The organism is Micromonospora fulviviridis (genome assembly GCF_014648395.1).
Taxonomy (GTDB): Bacteria; Actinomycetota; Actinomycetes; order Mycobacteriales; family Micromonosporaceae; genus Micromonospora; species Micromonospora fulviviridis.
Genome location: NZ_BMRA01000013.1, coordinates 155,467 through 170,445, shown reverse-complemented (window position 1 = coordinate 170,445; position 14,979 = coordinate 155,467). Strand labels below are relative to the sequence as shown.

Below are 14,979 nucleotides of genomic sequence, written 5' to 3'. Positions count from 1 at the left end.
CGAGCAGACCGCCAACGCGAAGGCGATCATCGCCGCGACGAAGAAGGCGGGTCTGCCGGAGCGGGCGGCGGTCATCTCGATCGCCACGTCGCTGCAGGAGTCGAAGCTGGAGAACCTGGGCCACCTCGGCGACAAGAATGACCACGACAGCCTGGGTCTGTTCCAGCAGCGCCCGTCCTCGGGTTGGGGCACGCCGGAGCAGATCACCGACCCTGAGTACTCGACCCTGGCGTTCCTGAAGGGTCTGAAGCAGGTTGATGGTTGGCAGGACATGCCGCTGACCGAGGCCGCCCAGACCGTGCAGGTGTCGGCCTACCCGGATGCGTACGCGCAGTGGGAGCAGCAGGCCGCCGACATCGTCGCCCACCACTGGAACAGCTGACCCGAACGCTGGCCGGCACCCCGAACCACGGGGCGCCGGCCAGCGGCGTCTCTAGACCCGGAACCCCGCAGCCCGAGCCGCCTGACGTTCGCGGCGCCGCTCACGACGCCGCCGCAGGAACCAGAAGAGGAACGCCACCAACCCGAGCAGGAACACCAGCACCAGCACCGGCAGCAGGATCGCCACCACCGACATGACCGCGCTGGTCGCGTCCTCGGCGGTGCTGGCCACCGGGGCGCCGAACCCCGCGGTGGTCGCGTTGATGACCGGCCGCGCCGCCGACTTGAGCAGGTGCACGCCGAGCGCGATGAGCACGCCGACCACGACGGGCACCCACTGGTGCGAGGAGAAGAAGGTGTCCGGGTCGCTGACCGTGACCGTCTCCGCGCTGGAGCCGGCACCGAAGGCCAGCCCGCCGGCGGTGGGCCGGACCACGGTCTGCACCACGTCGTTGACGTGGTCGACCACCGGCACCTTGTCGGCCACCACCTCGACGGCGAGCAGCACGGCGAGGATCAGCAGGACCCAGCCGTTGCCCAGCCACTGCCAGCCGCTCGGCAGCTCCATGAGGTCGGTGTAGCGCGCGAGCAGACCCATCAGCAGGAGAGGGATGTAGGCGTTCAGGCCCGCCGAGGCGGCGAGGCCGGAACCGGTGAGGACTTCGAGCACGATCTCAATATCGCACCGGTACGCCAGTGGCGCTCGTCGGCGACGGCCCGGTGCTCCGCTACCCTCGTCGGGTGCGGTTGGTGATTGCGAAGTGCTCGGTGGACTACGTCGGACGGCTCTCGGCACACCTGCCGCCGGCCACGCGGCTGCTCATGGTGAAGGCGGACGGGTCGGTGTCGATCCATGCCGACGACCGGGCGTACAAGCCGTTGAACTGGATGAGCCCGCCGTGCCGGCTGGAGGAGGCCCCCGGCGTGTGGCGGGTGGTCAACAAGGCCGGCGAGGAGCTGCGCATCACCCTGGAGGAGATCTTCCAGGACACCTCGTACGAGCTGGGCGTCGACCCGGGCCTGCGCAAGGACGGCGTCGAGGCGCACCTGCAGGAGCTGCTGGCCGCGAACCCGGAGACCCTCGGCGAGGGCTTCACGCTGGTGCGGCGGGAGTACATGACGGCGATCGGCCCGGTCGATCTGCTCTGCCGGGACGCCGACCAGGGCGCCGTGGCGGTCGAGGTGAAGCGGCGCGGCGAGATCGACGGCGTCGAGCAGCTCACCCGCTACCTGGAACTGATGAACCGCGATCCGCTGCTCGCCCCGGTCACCGGGGTGTTCGTCGCGCAGGAGATCAAGCCGCAGGCCCGGGTGCTCGCCACGGACCGTGGCATCCGCTGCGTGGTGGTCGACTACGACCGGCTGCGCGGCATCGAGCGCGACGAGCTGACCCTGTTCTGAGCCGGCGGGCCGGGGTCGTCAGCGGCCCCGGCCGTACATGAGCTTGGCGGCCTTGACGAGGCGGGCGACGTCGGCCGGGGTGCGCTCGAAGGTCATCGAGGGCAGCAGCGACCGGGCCCGGCGGCGGGTGATCGACTTGGCCCGGCCGAACTCGCGCAGCCCGTCCTCGCCGTGGATGCGGCCGAAGCCGGAGTCGCCGACCCCGCCGAACGGCAGCGTGGACATGCCGGCGAAGGTCAGCGCCGAGTTGACCGAGGCCATCCCGGAGCGCAGCCGCCGCGCGACCGCCACGGCCCGCTTGCGGCCGAAGACCGAACCCCCGAGACCGTACGACAGGGCGTTGGCCCGCTCGACGGCCTCGTCGACGTCGCGGACCCGGTTGACGGTCAGCGTCGGCCCGAAGGTCTCCTCGCGCACGGCGGTCGAGTCCTCCGGCACGTCGACCAGCACGGTCGGGTGCACGTACGGCGGCTGGACCGCCTCGGGGCCGCCGAGCACCGGCCGGCCGCCGCGCGCCACCGCGTCGTCGATGTGCCGGCGGATGACGTCGACCTGGGACGGCATGGTGATCGGGCCGATGTCGGCGCCGTCGGGGCCGACGGTGAGCCGGCCGGCCTTCGCCACCACCTTGTCGACGAAGGCGTCGAAGACCTGGTCGACGGCGTAGACCCGCTCGATGCCGATGCAGGTCTGGCCGGCGTTGGTCAGCGCGCCCCAGACGCACGCCTCGGCGGCGGCGTCCAGGTCGGCGTCGCTGTCCACGATCATGGCGTCCTTGCCGCCCGCCTCCAGCAGCACCGGGGTGAGCGTCTCGGCGCAGGCGGCCATCACCTTCTTGGCGGTGGCGGTCGAGCCGGTGAAGGCCAGCTTCGCCACCCCGGAGCGGCACAGCGCCGCACCCACGTCGCCGAGCCCGTGCACCGCCTGGAAGACGGGCTGCTCCGGCACCACCTCGGCGAACCGGTCCACCAGCCACTGCCCGACGGCCGGGGTGTACTCGCTGGGCTTGAACACCACCGCGTTCCCGGCGGCCAGGGCGTACGCGGCGGAGCCGATCGGGGTGAAGACGGGGTAGTTCCAGGGGCCGATCACACCGACCACCCCGTACGGCTGGTATTCCAGGTGGCCGGTGAACTCGGCGAGGATCAGCCGGGAGCGGACCCGGCGCGGCCCGAGCACCCGGCGGGCGTTGCGGGCGGCCCAGTCGATGTGCTCCAGCGCGGTGAGGATCTCCACCACGGCGTCGCCGACCGGCTTGCCGCCCTCGGTGTGCACCAGGTCGGCCAGCTCCTCCATCCGGCGGGCGAGCACGCCGCGCCAGCGCAGCAGCCGGTCCCGCCGGCCGGCGAAGCCCAGCCCGGCCCACCAGTCGCCGGCGGCGCGGGCCCGCTCCACCGCGGCCCGTACGTCCGCCTCGGTCGCCACCGGGAGCCGCCCGGCCTCCGCGCCGGTCGCAGGGCTCGTCGACACCAGTCGACCGTCCTCGATGAGCGGGGTTCCCGGGACATGCACAGCCGTCATGGCCGAAGTCTAGACCCGAGCGTTACTCACCGGTAGGTCCCGCGCGGCCCGTACTCTGCCCAGGTCGGCCGTCTCGCGGGCCCGGCGGGATCGACGGGCGTGCCGCGGATTGAACCGGCGACGCCCGCCGAAACGGCGAACAACAGATGGCCGGCCGGGGTCACGGGGGTGACCGCGCGGTGGTGGGAGCGATTACCGTGAGGTGGCAGGCTGACGCCGCGGAGCGACGGTGGGGTGGAGGTCGACTGTCCATGGAGGAGCATCCGGAACTGATGCCGCTTTTGACGGTGTCGGGCGGGGCGATGCGGGGGCTGAGCTTCCGGGTCGGTCGGGATCCACAGCTGGTCGGCCGGGCGCCGAGCGCCGACATCGTGCTGGCCGACCCGCACCTGAGCCGTCGGCACGCCACGGTCCAGGCCACCCCCGACGGCGTGGTGCTCACCGATCTCGGCTCGACCAACGGCACCTGGCTCAACGACCAGCGGATCGTCGGCAGCGTGTCGCTCGCCGACGGCGACGTCATCCGGCTCGGCCGCACCGACCTGCGCTTCTTCGACCCGGGCGTGGCCCGGACCGATCCGGTCGGGATGAGCTTCGGGCAGCCGCGCCGCGACCAGCGGCCCACCCTGCCTCTGCCGGTCCCGCCGGCGCCGCGCCCGCCGGTCGAGGCGCGTGGCACGCTGCCCCTGGCGGTCGAGGCGCACCGCTGACCCGGAGTTCCGCCACACCCTCCCGCGACGCCGGATGGCGGCCGCCCACATGGACCGGCCGCGGACGGCCGTGCCAGCATGCGCGGATGCGGAGCGAGCGACACACCGTCCATGCCAACAGCATCACCCAGGCGGTCCGGGTGGCCGGCCCGCCGGACGGCGTGCCGGTGCTGCTGGTGCACGGCAACGTGTCGTCCGCCGCGTTCTGGGAGCCACTGCTGCCCCGGCTGCCGGAGACGCTCCGGGTGGTCGCCCCCGACCTGCGCGGATACGGCGAGACCGACACCGCCCCGGTCGACGCCACCCGGGGTCTCGGCGACTTCGCCGACGACGTGGCCGCGCTGCTCGACGCCCCCGGACTGTTCGCCCCCGGCGCCCGGCCGGTGGTCGTGGGGCACTCGCTCGGCGGCGGGGTGGCGATGCGGCTGCTGGTCGACCACCCGGACCGGGTGGCCGGGCTGCTGCTGGAGGCGCCGGTCTCCCCGTACGGCTTCGGCGGGACGCGGGACCTCGACGGCACCCCCACCACGCCCGACTTCGCCGGCACCGGCGCGGGCACCGCGAACCCCGACTTCGTGGCCCGGCTGGCCGCGCGGGACCGGGGCGCCGACGGCCCGACCAGCCCGCGCAACGTGCTGCGCTCGGCGTACGTGGCCGACCCGGCGTCGCTGGGCGCGGACGAGGAGCTGCTGCTGGAGAGCATGCTGACCACCGCCACGGGGGACGACAACTACCCCGGCACGGCGGTCGCCTCGGCGCACTGGCCGGGCACCGCGGCGGGGGAGCGCGGCGTGCTCAACGCTCTGGCGCCGGCCCACTTCCGGCTCGCCGACGAGCTGATCGCCGTCGCGGCCAAGCCGCCGGTGACCTGGGTACGCGGTGACGCCGACGTGATCGTCTCGGACACCTCGCTGTTCGACCTGGCGTACCTGGGGTCGCTCGGTGTGGTGCCCGGCTGGCCCGGGGCGGAGGACTGCCCGCCGCAGCCGATGGTCGGCCAGACCCGGGCGGTCCTCGACGGGTACGCGGCGGCCGGCGGGACGTACCGGGAGGTGGTGCTGCCCGGCTGCGGGCACAGCCCCCACCTGGAGCGGCCGGCCGAGTTCGTCGCCGAGCTGCTGGCGCTCGCGGGGGTGCCGACGGGGGTCTGACCGGCGCGGTGCGTGAAATATCCCACGGCGTCTCGACAACTCAGCGTCACGTGGCAGACTCCGGCGCATAACCTTAGCCGCCGTTCAATGCCGGCGGAGTCGACCAAGGGGAGGCCGGTCGTGGCGCGCGAGTTCACCAGTGTGGGCGTGGTGGGGCTGGGCACCATGGGTGCCGGCATCGTCGAGGTGTTCGCCCGCAACGGCATCGACGTGGTGGCCGTCGAGATCTCCGCGAACGCCCTGGAGCGCGGCCGGACCACCCTCACCGGCTCGACCGACCGGGCGGTGGCCAAGGGCAAGCTCGCCGAGGCCGACCGGGACGCGCTGCTGGCCCGGGTGGACTGGCAGGTCGGGCTGGACGCCCTGCACTCGGTGGACCTGGTGATCGAGGCGGTGCCCGAGCACCTGGACCTGAAGCAGCGGATCTTCGCCGAGCTGGACCGGGTCTGCAAGCCCGAGGCGATCCTGGCCACCAACACCTCCTCGCTGAGCGTCACCGAGATCTCCGTCGCCACCACCCGGCCGAACCAGGTCATCGGCATCCACTTCTTCAACCCGGCGCCGGTCATGAAGCTCGTCGAGGTGGTCCGCACCGTGGTCACCTCCGCCGACGTGGTGGCCGACGTGGAGGCGCTCTGCGAGCGGCTCGGCAAGGTCGACGTCACCATCAGCGACCGGGCCGGCTTCATCGCCAACGCCCTGCTCTTCGGCTACCTGAACCACGCGGTCAGCATGTTCGAGTCCCGGTACGCCACCCGCGAGGACATCGACGCCGCCATGAAGCTCGGCTGCGGCCTGCCGATGGGCCCGCTCGCGCTGATGGACCTGATCGGCCTCGACACCGCGTACGAGATCCTGGACACCATGTACCGGCGCGGCGGCCGCGACCGCCGGCACGCCCCGGTGCCGCTGATCAAGCAGATGGTCACGGCCGGCCTGCTCGGCCGGAAGTCCGGCCGCGGCTTCTACACCTACGAGCGGCCGGGCTCCCCGGTGGTCGTACCCGACGAGCACACCCCGGTGAGCACGGGCGCGGCGCTGGCCGACGGTGCCCGGGCGATCGCCAAGGTCGGCATCGTCGGCTCCGGGACCATGGCCACCGGCATCATCGAGGTCTTCGCCAAGGCCGGCTACGAGGTCATCTCGGTGACCCGGGGCGCGGAGAAGTCCGCCAAGGTCTGCGAGGCGGTCAAGACCTCGCTGAACAAGGGCGTGGTGCGGGGCAAGCTCAGCGAGACCGACCGGGACGCCGCGCTCGGCCGGGTCACCTGGTCGGCCACCCTGGACCACCTGGCCGACGTCGACCTGGTGGTCGAGGCGGTGGTCGAGGAGCTGAGCGTCAAGAAGGCCCTCTTCGCTAGCCTCGACGAGATCTGCAAGCCGGGCGTCGTGCTGGCCACCACCACCTCGTCGCTGCCGGTGATCGACGTGGCGATGGCCACCCAGCGGCCGGCCGACGTGATCGGCCTGCACTTCTTCAACCCGGCGCCGATCATGCCGCTGGTGGAGATCGTGCAGACCATCCGCACCTCGGCGGAGACCAGCGCCACCGCCCGGGCGGTCTGCGCGGCGCTGGGCAAGACCGGCGTGGTCTGCGGCGACCGGTCCGGCTTCATCGTCAACGCGCTGCTCTTCCCGTACCTGAACGACGCGGTGAAGATGCTGGAGGCCAGCTACTCGACGGCCGACGACATCGACTACGCCATGAAGCTCGGCTGCGGTTACCCGATGGGCCCGTTCGAGCTGCTCGACGTGGTCGGCCTGGACGTCTCGCTGGCCATCCAGCGGGAGCTCTACCTGGAGCTGCGCGAGCCGGGCTTCGCCCCCGCGCCGCTGCTGGAGCACCTGGTCACCGCCGGCTACCTGGGCCGCAAGAGCGGCCGCGGTTTCCGCGACCACACGAAGCGCTGATCCGGGTCAACAACGGGCGCCGGTGACGGCGTCTTCAGGGCGTGACCTTCGAGGAGTACGTCGGCAGCCGCGGCCCGGCCCTGTTGCGCCTGGCCCGGCTGCTGACCGGCGACGCGCACCGCGCCGAGGACCTGACCCAGGACGTCCTGGCCCGCGCGTACGTGCACTGGCGGAAGATCGCCCGGGCCGACCGGCCCGACGTGTACGTGCGGCGGATGCTGGTCAACGCGAACACGTCGTGGTGGCGCCGGCGGTCCAGCCGGGAGCTGGCCGTCGACACCATCGCCGAGCGACCCCAGCGCGGTGACCTCGGCGGCGAGGCGGCCGACCGGGACGAGATGTGGCGGCTGATCCGCGCCCTCCCCGACCGCCAGCGCGCCGTGGTGGTGCTGCGCTACTACGAGGACCTGGACGACGCGACCATCGCCCAGATCCTCGACTGCTCGCCGGTCACCGTCCGCACCCACGCGATGCGGGCGCTCGCCCAGCTCCGGGAACGCTGCGGCGTCCCGACGACGAAGGGGAGCCGGCCGTGACCGACCTCGACCAGCGAATCACCTCGGTGCTGCGGGAGCACGCCGAGGGGGAGACCGACACCCACCGCCTGCTCCGGGAGTCCCGCGCCCGGGGCCGCCGCCGACAGCTCCGTCGCCGGACCGCCACCGGTACGACGCTGGCCCTGGTCGGGGTGCTCGGCTTCGTCGGGGTGAGCGGCGCGGACCTGGGCGGGCTGTCCGGGCGCCTGCCCTGGGCCGCGGCCACGCCGACCGTCGCCCCGCCGGTGCCGCCCCGCGCCGACGGGGTGCCCGGCGCGGTCGCCGCCCCGGCGCGCGTGGCCACCGACGCGCAGGTGCTGCACTTCGGTGTCGACCCCGCTCGCGCCCGCTACCTCGGCTGGGGGGTCCGGCAGAACGAGGTCGAATCCGTCCGGTTCGCCGTCGGCGACGGGCGACCCGTCCTCGTCGAGGTGAGCCGCTCCGTCGAGTTACTGAGTCGGGGGGGCGTGGAGGGGTTCACCTTCGACGCCGTGGCGGAGCCGCTGCCGTTCGACGGCACCGTCCGGGAGGTGCCCGGCCAGACGGGTGGAGTGATCCTTTCGTGGCGTCCGGTGAACGGCCTGTACGCCCGAGCGAGCACCGCCGGCAGGGACCAGACGGCGCTCCGGCGGGCGGTCGACGCGCTGCGGTGGAACCAGGCGAGTCGGTGCGCCGGCCCGTTGCGGCTCACTACGCTGCCGCCCGGGGCGACGGTGGTGAACTGCGACGTGGACGTCTCGGCCTTCCCGGGCGGGCTGAACGCGCGGTTCGTCCTCGGGCGCGGGGAAGACGCGACGATGCGGGTGAGCTTCGATCACGCCAGCCAGCTCGTGGGCGTCCGGACCGAGGGCAACCGGACCGTCGGCGGCCGGTCGGCCTACCTCTACCCCGATGGCACCAGGCTGGAGTTGCTCGGGATCCCGAAGGCGCACCTGATCGCCACCTTCGGCGGATTGGACAAGGGCTTCACCGAGGCCGACGCGACGGTCCTGCTGGCCGGGGCGCACGTGGCGAAGGATCTGACCGACCCGGAGACCTGGGACTGAGCATGTCCGCCGGCCGGGCCGCCCGACCCGGGCCGGTCCGACCGGCGGATCGTACGCTTGGTGACCGTGAGCCCCCGTCGCAACCGTCCCCGCCGGGACGACACCGCACACCTGGACGCCGAGCGGGCACGCCAGGGCGTGCCGACCGTGCAGCAGTGGCGCGACGGCGACTGGCAGGTTCGCGGGATCACCGGCGGGGCGTCGGTCAAGACGTACCGGTGCCCCGGCTGTGACCAGGAGATCCGTCCCGGGGTGGCGCACGTGGTGGCGTGGCCGGCCGACGACCGGGGTGACCTGACCGACCGCCGGCACTGGCACAGCGGCTGCTGGCGGGCCCGGGACCGGCGCGGGCCGAACCTCCAGCGCGGCCGCGGCGCCCCCCGCCACGGCTGAGCGACCTGGATCACGCTGTTTCCGCCCCGGCGGGCGGCGCCGGCCGTGGCGCGGGAGACTGGGACCGTGAGCACACGGATCCGTGCGTCGTCGATCCTGCCCGGCCGCCGGGAGGACATCGAGCTGCACACCGCCGACGGGCTGACGCTGGTCGGCGAGCTGGCCCGACCGCTGGACCGGGAGCCGGTCGGCACCCTGGTCTGCCTGCACCCGCTGCCCACCCACGGCGGGATGATGGACAGCCACGTGTTCCGCAAAGCGGCCTGGCGGCTGCCCGCGCTGGCCGACCTGGCCGTGCTCCGCTTCAACACCCGGGGCACCAGCAGCGTCCGCGGCACCAGTGAGGGGGCCTTCGACGCGGCGGTCGGCGAGCGCTTCGACGTGGCCGCCGCCATCGAGTACGCCGAGTTCCACGAGCTGCCGAACATCTGGCTGGTCGGCTGGTCGTTCGGCACCGACCTGGTGCTGAAGTACGGCTGCGATCCGGCGGTGGCCGGGGCCATCCTGCTGTCCCCGCCGCTGCGCTTCTCCCAGCCCGAGGACCTGACCGTCTGGGCCGAGTCCGGCCGGCCGCTCACCGCCCTGGTGCCCGAGTTCGACGACTACCTGCGCCCCGAGGAGGCCCGGCAGCGCTTCGCCGCGGTGCCGCAGGCCGAGGTGGTCGGGGTGTCCGGTGCCAAGCACCTGTGGGTCGGCGACGCGGAGACCGTGCTCAACGAGATCGTCAGCCGGGTGAACCCGGCCGTGCCGGTCCCGCTCCCGACCACCTGGGACGGCCCCATGGAGACCGGCGACGCCAGCGCGTACGCCGACCGGACCGTGGCCGCCTTCGCCGACACCCCGGTGGCCGGGCCGGAGCAGCGCCGCGCCGGCTGACGGTCAGCGGGACTCCTGCCGGGGCAGCACCACCTCGCGCAGGATGAGCTGGAGCGCGGCCACCGTGGGGATGGCGATCAGCGCGCCGACAACGCCCAGCAGCGACACCCCGAGCAGGGCGGCGAGCAGGGCCGCCACCTCGTTGACCGAGACCGCCCGGCGCATGATCTTCGGGTAGATCAGGTAGTTCTCCACCTGCTGGTAGACCAGGAAGAAGGCCAGGCAGGCGATGCCGACCGGCAGGTCGGTGGCGAGGCCGACCAGGGTCACCACCACGGCGCCCAGGGTCGCCCCGATCTGCGGGATCAGGTCGGTCACCGCGACCACCACGGCCAGGGCGAAGGGGTACGGCAGCCCGACCACCAGGGCGAACACGAAGGTGCTCGCCCCGGCCAGCACCGCGATGGTCAGCGCCCCGACCATGTACGCGCCGACCCGGGTCAGGATCTCGTCGCCGATCAGGCGTACGCGCTGCCGGCGGGACCGGGGCACCAGCGCGTACCCGAGGTCGCGCAGCTTGTCGAAGTAGGCCAGGAAGTAGATCGTCAGCACCAGCACGGTCAGCGCCCGGAAGATGGTGCCGAAGATGAGCTGCGCGCCGCCCAGCACGCCGCCGAGGGCCCGGCCGATGGTGTCCGCGTTCGCCGCCGACTGGACGCGCTGCATCACGTCGTAGCGCTCGATGAGGTCGTTGACCGTGGGGTTGCGGCGCAGGTCGTCGACGTAGCCGGGAAGATGCTCGATGAACTGCCCCGACTGGGTCACCACCGGCGGCACCAAGGCGAGCAGCCCCCCGACGATCAGCAGCAGCACGGTCAGCGTCACCACGGCCACGGCGAGGCCGTGCGGCAGCCCCCAGCGGCGCAACCGGCCCACCGCCGGGTGCAGGCCGACGGCGAGGAAGAGCGCGATCACCACCAGCACCAGGATGCCGACCGAGTTCCGCACGCCCAGGAACACCGCGTACGCCAGCAGCACGCCGAGCGCCCCGGTGAAGCCGATCAGGAAGCTGCTGCGGCGTAGCGGCCGGCCCGGCACGCCGAAGCGCCCGCTCGGCTCGAACTCGGCCGGCTCGGTCTCCGTGGCGACCTCGGCCAGCACGGGCCTGCCGGCCGGTCCTGGGTCGCCCTCCGCCCCCGGGCTGCCCGTCGCTGTCGGGCCGTCGGCCGGTCCGGGGCCGGCGGTCGCTGCCGGGCTGTCGGCCGGTCCCGGGCCGCCGGTCGGTTCGTCGTCGGCGGCGTGGCGGGGTCTGCCGCTCGGGTCGGCGGGATCGGGCTCGGGGTGCAGGGCGTCGAGCGGGTCGTCGTCCGGGGCGGCGGATCCCTCCTGCGACACCCGTGCCTCCCCGGCTCCCGCTCCGGCCCGGCGGAGCGCCCCTGCGGCGGACCGTGCGCACCGGACAGGTCCTCGGCGGCGCAGCCCTTCTGCCCCCGCAGGTTAGCGGTCGGCGTCCGCCCCGACCATCCCCTCCACGACTTCCGCCGCCCCGGGTCGCCCTCGCCGGCCGCCGGAGCTGGCCCGCGTCCCTCGGGACCCGCCGGGTGCCGGCGGGGCGGGCGCTGTCGGGTCAGTCCTTGTCGACGGTGACGGTGCTCGGCTTGGCGCTGCGCTCGTCGGTGGTCGGCTTGGTCGGGCGCTTGCCGTTCTCGCCGGTGCTGGTGATCTTCGTGGGGGTGGCGCCCCGGCCGCCCTCGCCCGGCACGGCGGCCACGGTCGGCTCGCCGTCCACCCCGGCGCTGGCGCCGGCGCCGTCCACGGTGGTCACCGGCTCGGCGACCGGCCGCGCCTTCGCGGCGTCCGCCGCCGGCTCCGCGGCCTCGGTGGCCGGCGCGGAGGCGTCGCCGCTGGGGGAGACCGTCGCGGTGCCCTTGGCGGTGACGGGCGTCGGGGTCCGGTCACCCGCTGGCGCGGCACCCGGGTCGCCGCCGGGTGCGGTGGCCAGCTCGGCCGGGTCGACGGGGGTGGCGGCGAGGCCGGCCGGCCCGGCCTCGGTGCGCAGCTCGGCGAGCCGGCGCTGGAGGTCGTCGGACTCCTGCCGGGACTTCCAGGTCTCGGTGCGCAGGTCGGCGAGTTCCTGCTGGGCGGTGGCGATCTCCAGCATCACCTGGGCGAGCTGCTGCCGGCCGGCGGCCACCTCCTGCTGGGTGGCGGCGAGGTGCTGCTGGGTAGTGGCCAGGTGCTGCTGGGTGGTGGCCGCATACTCCTCGAACTGCCGCCGCGAGGCGGCCACGTGCTCGTCGGCCTTGCGGCGCTTGTCGCCGGCCTCCGCCTCGGCCCGGCGGAGCAGCTCGGCGGCCTCCTCCTCGGCCCGCCGGCGCATGGTGAGCGCGTCCTGCTCGGCCGCCTGCCGGAGCTCCGCCGCGCCCTGCTCGATCTCCGCGCGCCGGGCCGCGTACGCCTTCTCCAGCTCGTCCTTCCGCTTGGTGTGCTGCTTGTCCAGCTCGTCGCGGCGCTTGGCGAACTCCTGCTCGGCGGTGGCCCGGCGCTGGGCCAGCTCCTTGTCCGCCGTCTCCCGCCGGGCGTTGACCTCCTTCTCCACGCCGGCCCGCCAGGCGCCCAGCTCCTGCTGGGTCTGGGCGCGGGCCTGCTGGACGTACGCCTCGGTCTCGCTCCGCATCCGCTGCACGTGCGCCTCGACCTCGGCGCGGTTGCGCTTGCCCGCCTCGGCGGCCTCGGTGGTGAGCCGGTTGGCCTCGGTCCGGGCCCGGCCGCGGGTGACCTTCGCCGCCTCTTCGGCGTCGTCGACGATCTTCTTGGCCTCGGCCAGCGCCTTGGCGTGGGTGGCCCGGCCGGCCTCGGCGGCGGAGTCGGTGAGCCGCTTCGCCTCCTGCTGGGCCTTGGCGTGCACCTCCTTGGCCGCGTCGCGCAGCTGGGTGGCCTCCTGCTGGGCCTTGGCCAGCGCCTCCTTGGCCGTCTCGCGCAGCCGGCTGGACTCCTGCTGGGCGCGGGCGTGGATCTCCTTGGCGGTGTCCCGGAGTTGGGTGGCCTCCTGCTGCGCCTTCGCCAGCGCGTCCTGGGCGTTCTTCCGCAGCTTCTCGGACTCGTCCCGGGCGGCCTTGAGGGTGGATTCCGCCTCGGCCTTGCGGGCGGCCGTGTGCCGCTCCTCCTCGGCCCGGCGGGCGGCGAGGGCGATCTCGAAGTCCTTGAGGGCCTGGGCGGCCCGCTCGCGGGCCTCTTCGATGATGTGTTCGGCGGCCGCCCGTCGGGCTTCGATCTCCTCGTTGGCGGCGGCCAGGATCTCGTCGGCCTGCTCCTCGGCCATGGCGAGGATCTGCTCGACCCGGGGACCGAGGTGCCGGAACGAGGCCCGGTCCACCACGCCCACCTGCTTGCGCACCTGGGCGAGGTCGCGTTGCAGCACCTCGACCTGGCCGGCCAGCTTGTGGATCTGGGTGTACGCCTGTTCCCGCTCGGTTGTCAGCGCCGAGATCTCGTGCTCCGCACGAGCGACGTAGCGGTCGACCTGTCGTTTGTCGTACCCCCGCAGAGCGGACTCGAAGCTGGGCTCCGTGGTCACGTCCCCGCCGAGGGCGAACAGTTCCTCGCCGTGCGACATGCCCCCATCCTCACACGCATCCGGCCCTGCTGGGGCGATACGGACGCCCCTGTTGGGAGGTGCACTTCACTGAACAGGCGAAACGGTCGGGAAAGCGTGACGGCGCGGGGCGACACCGGTCACCCGGTGTCACCCCGCGCCGTGGCTCATGCCCCGTCCGCGGGTGGTTCGTTCAGCCGGCCGACTCGGCCGTGACCTTCTGCTCGGAGCTGGCGGGCTTGGCCGCCTCCGGCTTGTTGGCGCCCGCCGCCGGCACGCCCGGCACGATGCCGGCGAGACCGGAGAGCATCTGCCCGAGCTGCGAGGTGACCGCGTCCTTCTGCCGGGTGAGGTCCTCGACCTCGCGGCGGGCCGCCTGGGTGGTCAGCTCGGCCTCGGTGCGGGCCTCGCTGAGCAGGCGCTGGGCCTCGGCCCGGGCCTCGGACACCGTCTTCTCGGCCAGTGCCTTGGCCTTCTCCACCGTGTCGGTGGCGGTGCGCTCGGACTCGACCCGGCGGGCCTCGGCCCGCTGCTCGATCTCCTTGGCCCGCTCCTGGGCGGCCCGGGCGCGCTGCTCGGCCTCGCTGACCAGCTTCTGGGTCTGGGCGACCTGGGCGGCGTGCCGCTCGGACTCCTCGCGCTCGGCCTTCTCGCGCCGCTCGGCGAGCTGGAGCTCCAGGGCCTGGAGGTCCTTGTCGCGCTTGTCGCGCGCGTCGGTGAGCAGCTTGGTGGCCTCGGCCCGCTTCTCCTCGGCCTCCCGGGCGGCCTTCGCCCGCTGCTGGGTGATCTCCCGCTCGGCGGTGGCGCGCAGGGTGGCGACCTCGCGCTCGACCGTCGACTTCAGCTCGGCCACCTCGTGGGCGGTGACCGTGCGCAGCTGCTTGGTCTCCCGGTCGGCGTCGGCGCGCAGGGTGTCCGCCTCGCGGCGGGCCTGCACGCGGACCTCGGCGGCCTCCCGCTCGGCGGCGGTGCGGACGCTGCCGGCCTCGCGCTCGGCGGTGGCCTTCATGGCGGCCGCCTCGGCGCGCGCCTTGTCGGTGATCTCCCGCGCCTCGAGGCGGGCGGCGGAGAGGATGCCCTCCGACTCGCGCTTGGCCTCGTTGCGGTGGTCGTTGGCCTGCTCCTCGGCCAGCCGGAGGATCTGCTCGACGCGGGTGCCCAGGCCGGAGAGGGTCGGCCGGCTGTTCTCCTCGAGCTGCTTGTTGGTCTCGGTGAGCTTCTGCTCGAGCGCGCCCTGGCGCTGCTCGGCCTGGCGCAGCCGGCGCTGCGCGTCGTTCATGCGCTGCTCGGCCTCGGCGCGGGCCTGCTCGGACTGGCTCAGGGCGGCGGTCAGCCGGCCGATGAAGTCGTCGACCTGGTTGGTGTTGTAACCACGCAGGCCAACGGTGAAATCGGGCTGTGAGTTCGCGTTATCGAAGAACGCAAGAGGGGAGGACTGCTGCTGGGGCATTGGGACATACTCGCAGACGCCCCAGGGTGCTTCGCAAGAGCGGTGCGGACCTTTCGTGTCCTGTTTAC

The 14,979-nt window shown here is 73.7% G+C and carries 14 protein-coding genes; 9 read left to right on the top strand and 5 right to left on the bottom strand.

Going from position 1 to position 14,979, the window contains the following annotated elements; all coding sequences use genetic code 11:
- A partial coding sequence (locus tag IEY96_RS28640; protein ID WP_189197910.1) for a hypothetical protein occupies positions 1-382 on the top strand: 382 nt, incomplete at its 5' end.
- Positions 383-433: 51 nt separating this feature from the next.
- Here IEY96_RS28640 and IEY96_RS28635 read toward each other — a convergent pair.
- Entirely contained in the window at positions 434-1,051 is a 618-nt protein-coding gene (locus IEY96_RS28635; protein WP_189197909.1) for a DUF4126 domain-containing protein, read from the bottom strand.
- A 71-nt stretch (positions 1,052-1,122) separates the two neighbouring features.
- On the opposite strand from IEY96_RS28635, the gene nucS reads away from it, so the two are divergent.
- Complete coding sequence (nucS, locus tag IEY96_RS28630; protein WP_189197908.1) at positions 1,123-1,782, top strand: endonuclease NucS; 660 nt, start codon at positions 1,123-1,125, stop codon at positions 1,780-1,782.
- A gap of 18 nt (positions 1,783-1,800) precedes the next feature.
- Here nucS and IEY96_RS28625 read toward each other — a convergent pair whose 3' ends face one another.
- A complete protein-coding gene (locus IEY96_RS28625) occupies positions 1,801-3,303 on the bottom strand; it encodes an aldehyde dehydrogenase family protein (protein ID WP_189197907.1) in 1,503 nt (500 codons plus the stop codon).
- A gap of 251 nt (positions 3,304-3,554) precedes the next feature.
- Here IEY96_RS28625 and IEY96_RS28620 point away from each other — a divergent pair, with 251 nt between their 5' ends.
- From IEY96_RS28620 to IEY96_RS28590, 7 genes are all read left to right on the top strand, one after another.
- The gene (locus tag IEY96_RS28620; protein ID WP_189197906.1) at positions 3,555-4,013 is read left to right on the top strand and encodes an FHA domain-containing protein; all 459 of its coding nucleotides are present in this window, start codon (positions 3,555-3,557) and stop codon (positions 4,011-4,013) included.
- 86 nt (positions 4,014-4,099) lie between these two features.
- Positions 4,100-5,164 (top strand): alpha/beta hydrolase, encoded by a 1,065-nt coding sequence (locus tag IEY96_RS28615; RefSeq protein WP_189197905.1) that lies wholly within the window; start codon positions 4,100-4,102, stop codon positions 5,162-5,164.
- Positions 5,165-5,284: 120 nt separating this feature from the next.
- A complete protein-coding gene (locus tag IEY96_RS28610) occupies positions 5,285-7,075 on the top strand; it encodes a 3-hydroxyacyl-CoA dehydrogenase family protein (RefSeq protein ID WP_189197904.1) in 1,791 nt (596 codons plus the stop codon).
- Between the two features lie 41 nt (positions 7,076-7,116).
- Entirely contained in the window at positions 7,117-7,611 is a 495-nt protein-coding gene (locus IEY96_RS28605; RefSeq protein WP_189197903.1) for a SigE family RNA polymerase sigma factor, read from the top strand.
- Complete coding sequence (locus tag IEY96_RS28600; RefSeq protein WP_189197902.1) at positions 7,608-8,657, top strand: hypothetical protein; 1,050 nt, start codon at positions 7,608-7,610, stop codon at positions 8,655-8,657. Before IEY96_RS28605 ends, IEY96_RS28600 begins: the two co-directional genes overlap by 4 nt.
- A gap of 66 nt (positions 8,658-8,723) precedes the next feature.
- Positions 8,724-9,050: an Rv1322 family protein gene (locus tag IEY96_RS28595; protein ID WP_505838040.1), complete on the top strand. Its 327-nt coding sequence runs from the start codon at positions 8,724-8,726 to the stop codon at positions 9,048-9,050.
- Positions 9,051-9,116: 66 nt separating this feature from the next.
- Entirely contained in the window at positions 9,117-9,926 is an 810-nt protein-coding gene (locus IEY96_RS28590) for an alpha/beta hydrolase (RefSeq protein WP_189197901.1), read from the top strand.
- A gap of 3 nt (positions 9,927-9,929) precedes the next feature.
- On the opposite strand, the gene IEY96_RS28585 is transcribed toward IEY96_RS28590, so the two are convergent.
- The 3 genes from IEY96_RS28585 to IEY96_RS28575 all read right to left on the bottom strand — a co-directional run bounded on the left by IEY96_RS28585 (position 9,930) and on the right by IEY96_RS28575 (position 14,911).
- Positions 9,930-11,261 carry an AI-2E family transporter gene (locus IEY96_RS28585; protein WP_373293664.1) on the bottom strand — a complete coding sequence of 444 codons (1,332 nt, stop codon included), beginning with the start codon at positions 11,259-11,261 and terminating at the stop codon, positions 9,930-9,932.
- Positions 11,262-11,493: 232 nt separating this feature from the next.
- Positions 11,494-13,482, bottom strand: coding sequence for a coiled-coil domain-containing protein (locus tag IEY96_RS28580; protein WP_189197900.1), 1,989 nt, complete (start codon positions 13,480-13,482; stop codon positions 11,494-11,496).
- 172 nt (positions 13,483-13,654) lie between these two features.
- Positions 13,655-14,911, bottom strand: a complete 1,257-nt coding sequence (locus tag IEY96_RS28575; protein ID WP_189197899.1) for a DivIVA domain-containing protein — start codon at positions 14,909-14,911, stop codon at positions 13,655-13,657.
- Positions 14,912-14,979 lie beyond the last annotated feature (68 nt).

Coding starts and splice junctions, on each gene's coding strand:
- IEY96_RS28625 (WP_189197907.1), bottom strand. CDS start 3,303: ATGACGGCTGTGCATGTCCCGGGAACCCCGCTCATCGAGGACGGTCGA.
- IEY96_RS28620 (WP_189197906.1), top strand. CDS start 3,555: ATGGAGGAGCATCCGGAACTGATGCCGCTTTTGACGGTGTCGGGCGGG.
- IEY96_RS28615 (WP_189197905.1), top strand. CDS start 4,100: ATGCGGAGCGAGCGACACACCGTCCATGCCAACAGCATCACCCAGGCG.
- IEY96_RS28580 (WP_189197900.1), bottom strand. CDS start 13,482: ATGTCGCACGGCGAGGAACTGTTCGCCCTCGGCGGGGACGTGACCACG.
- IEY96_RS28575 (WP_189197899.1), bottom strand. CDS start 14,911: ATGCCCCAGCAGCAGTCCTCCCCTCTTGCGTTCTTCGATAACGCGAAC.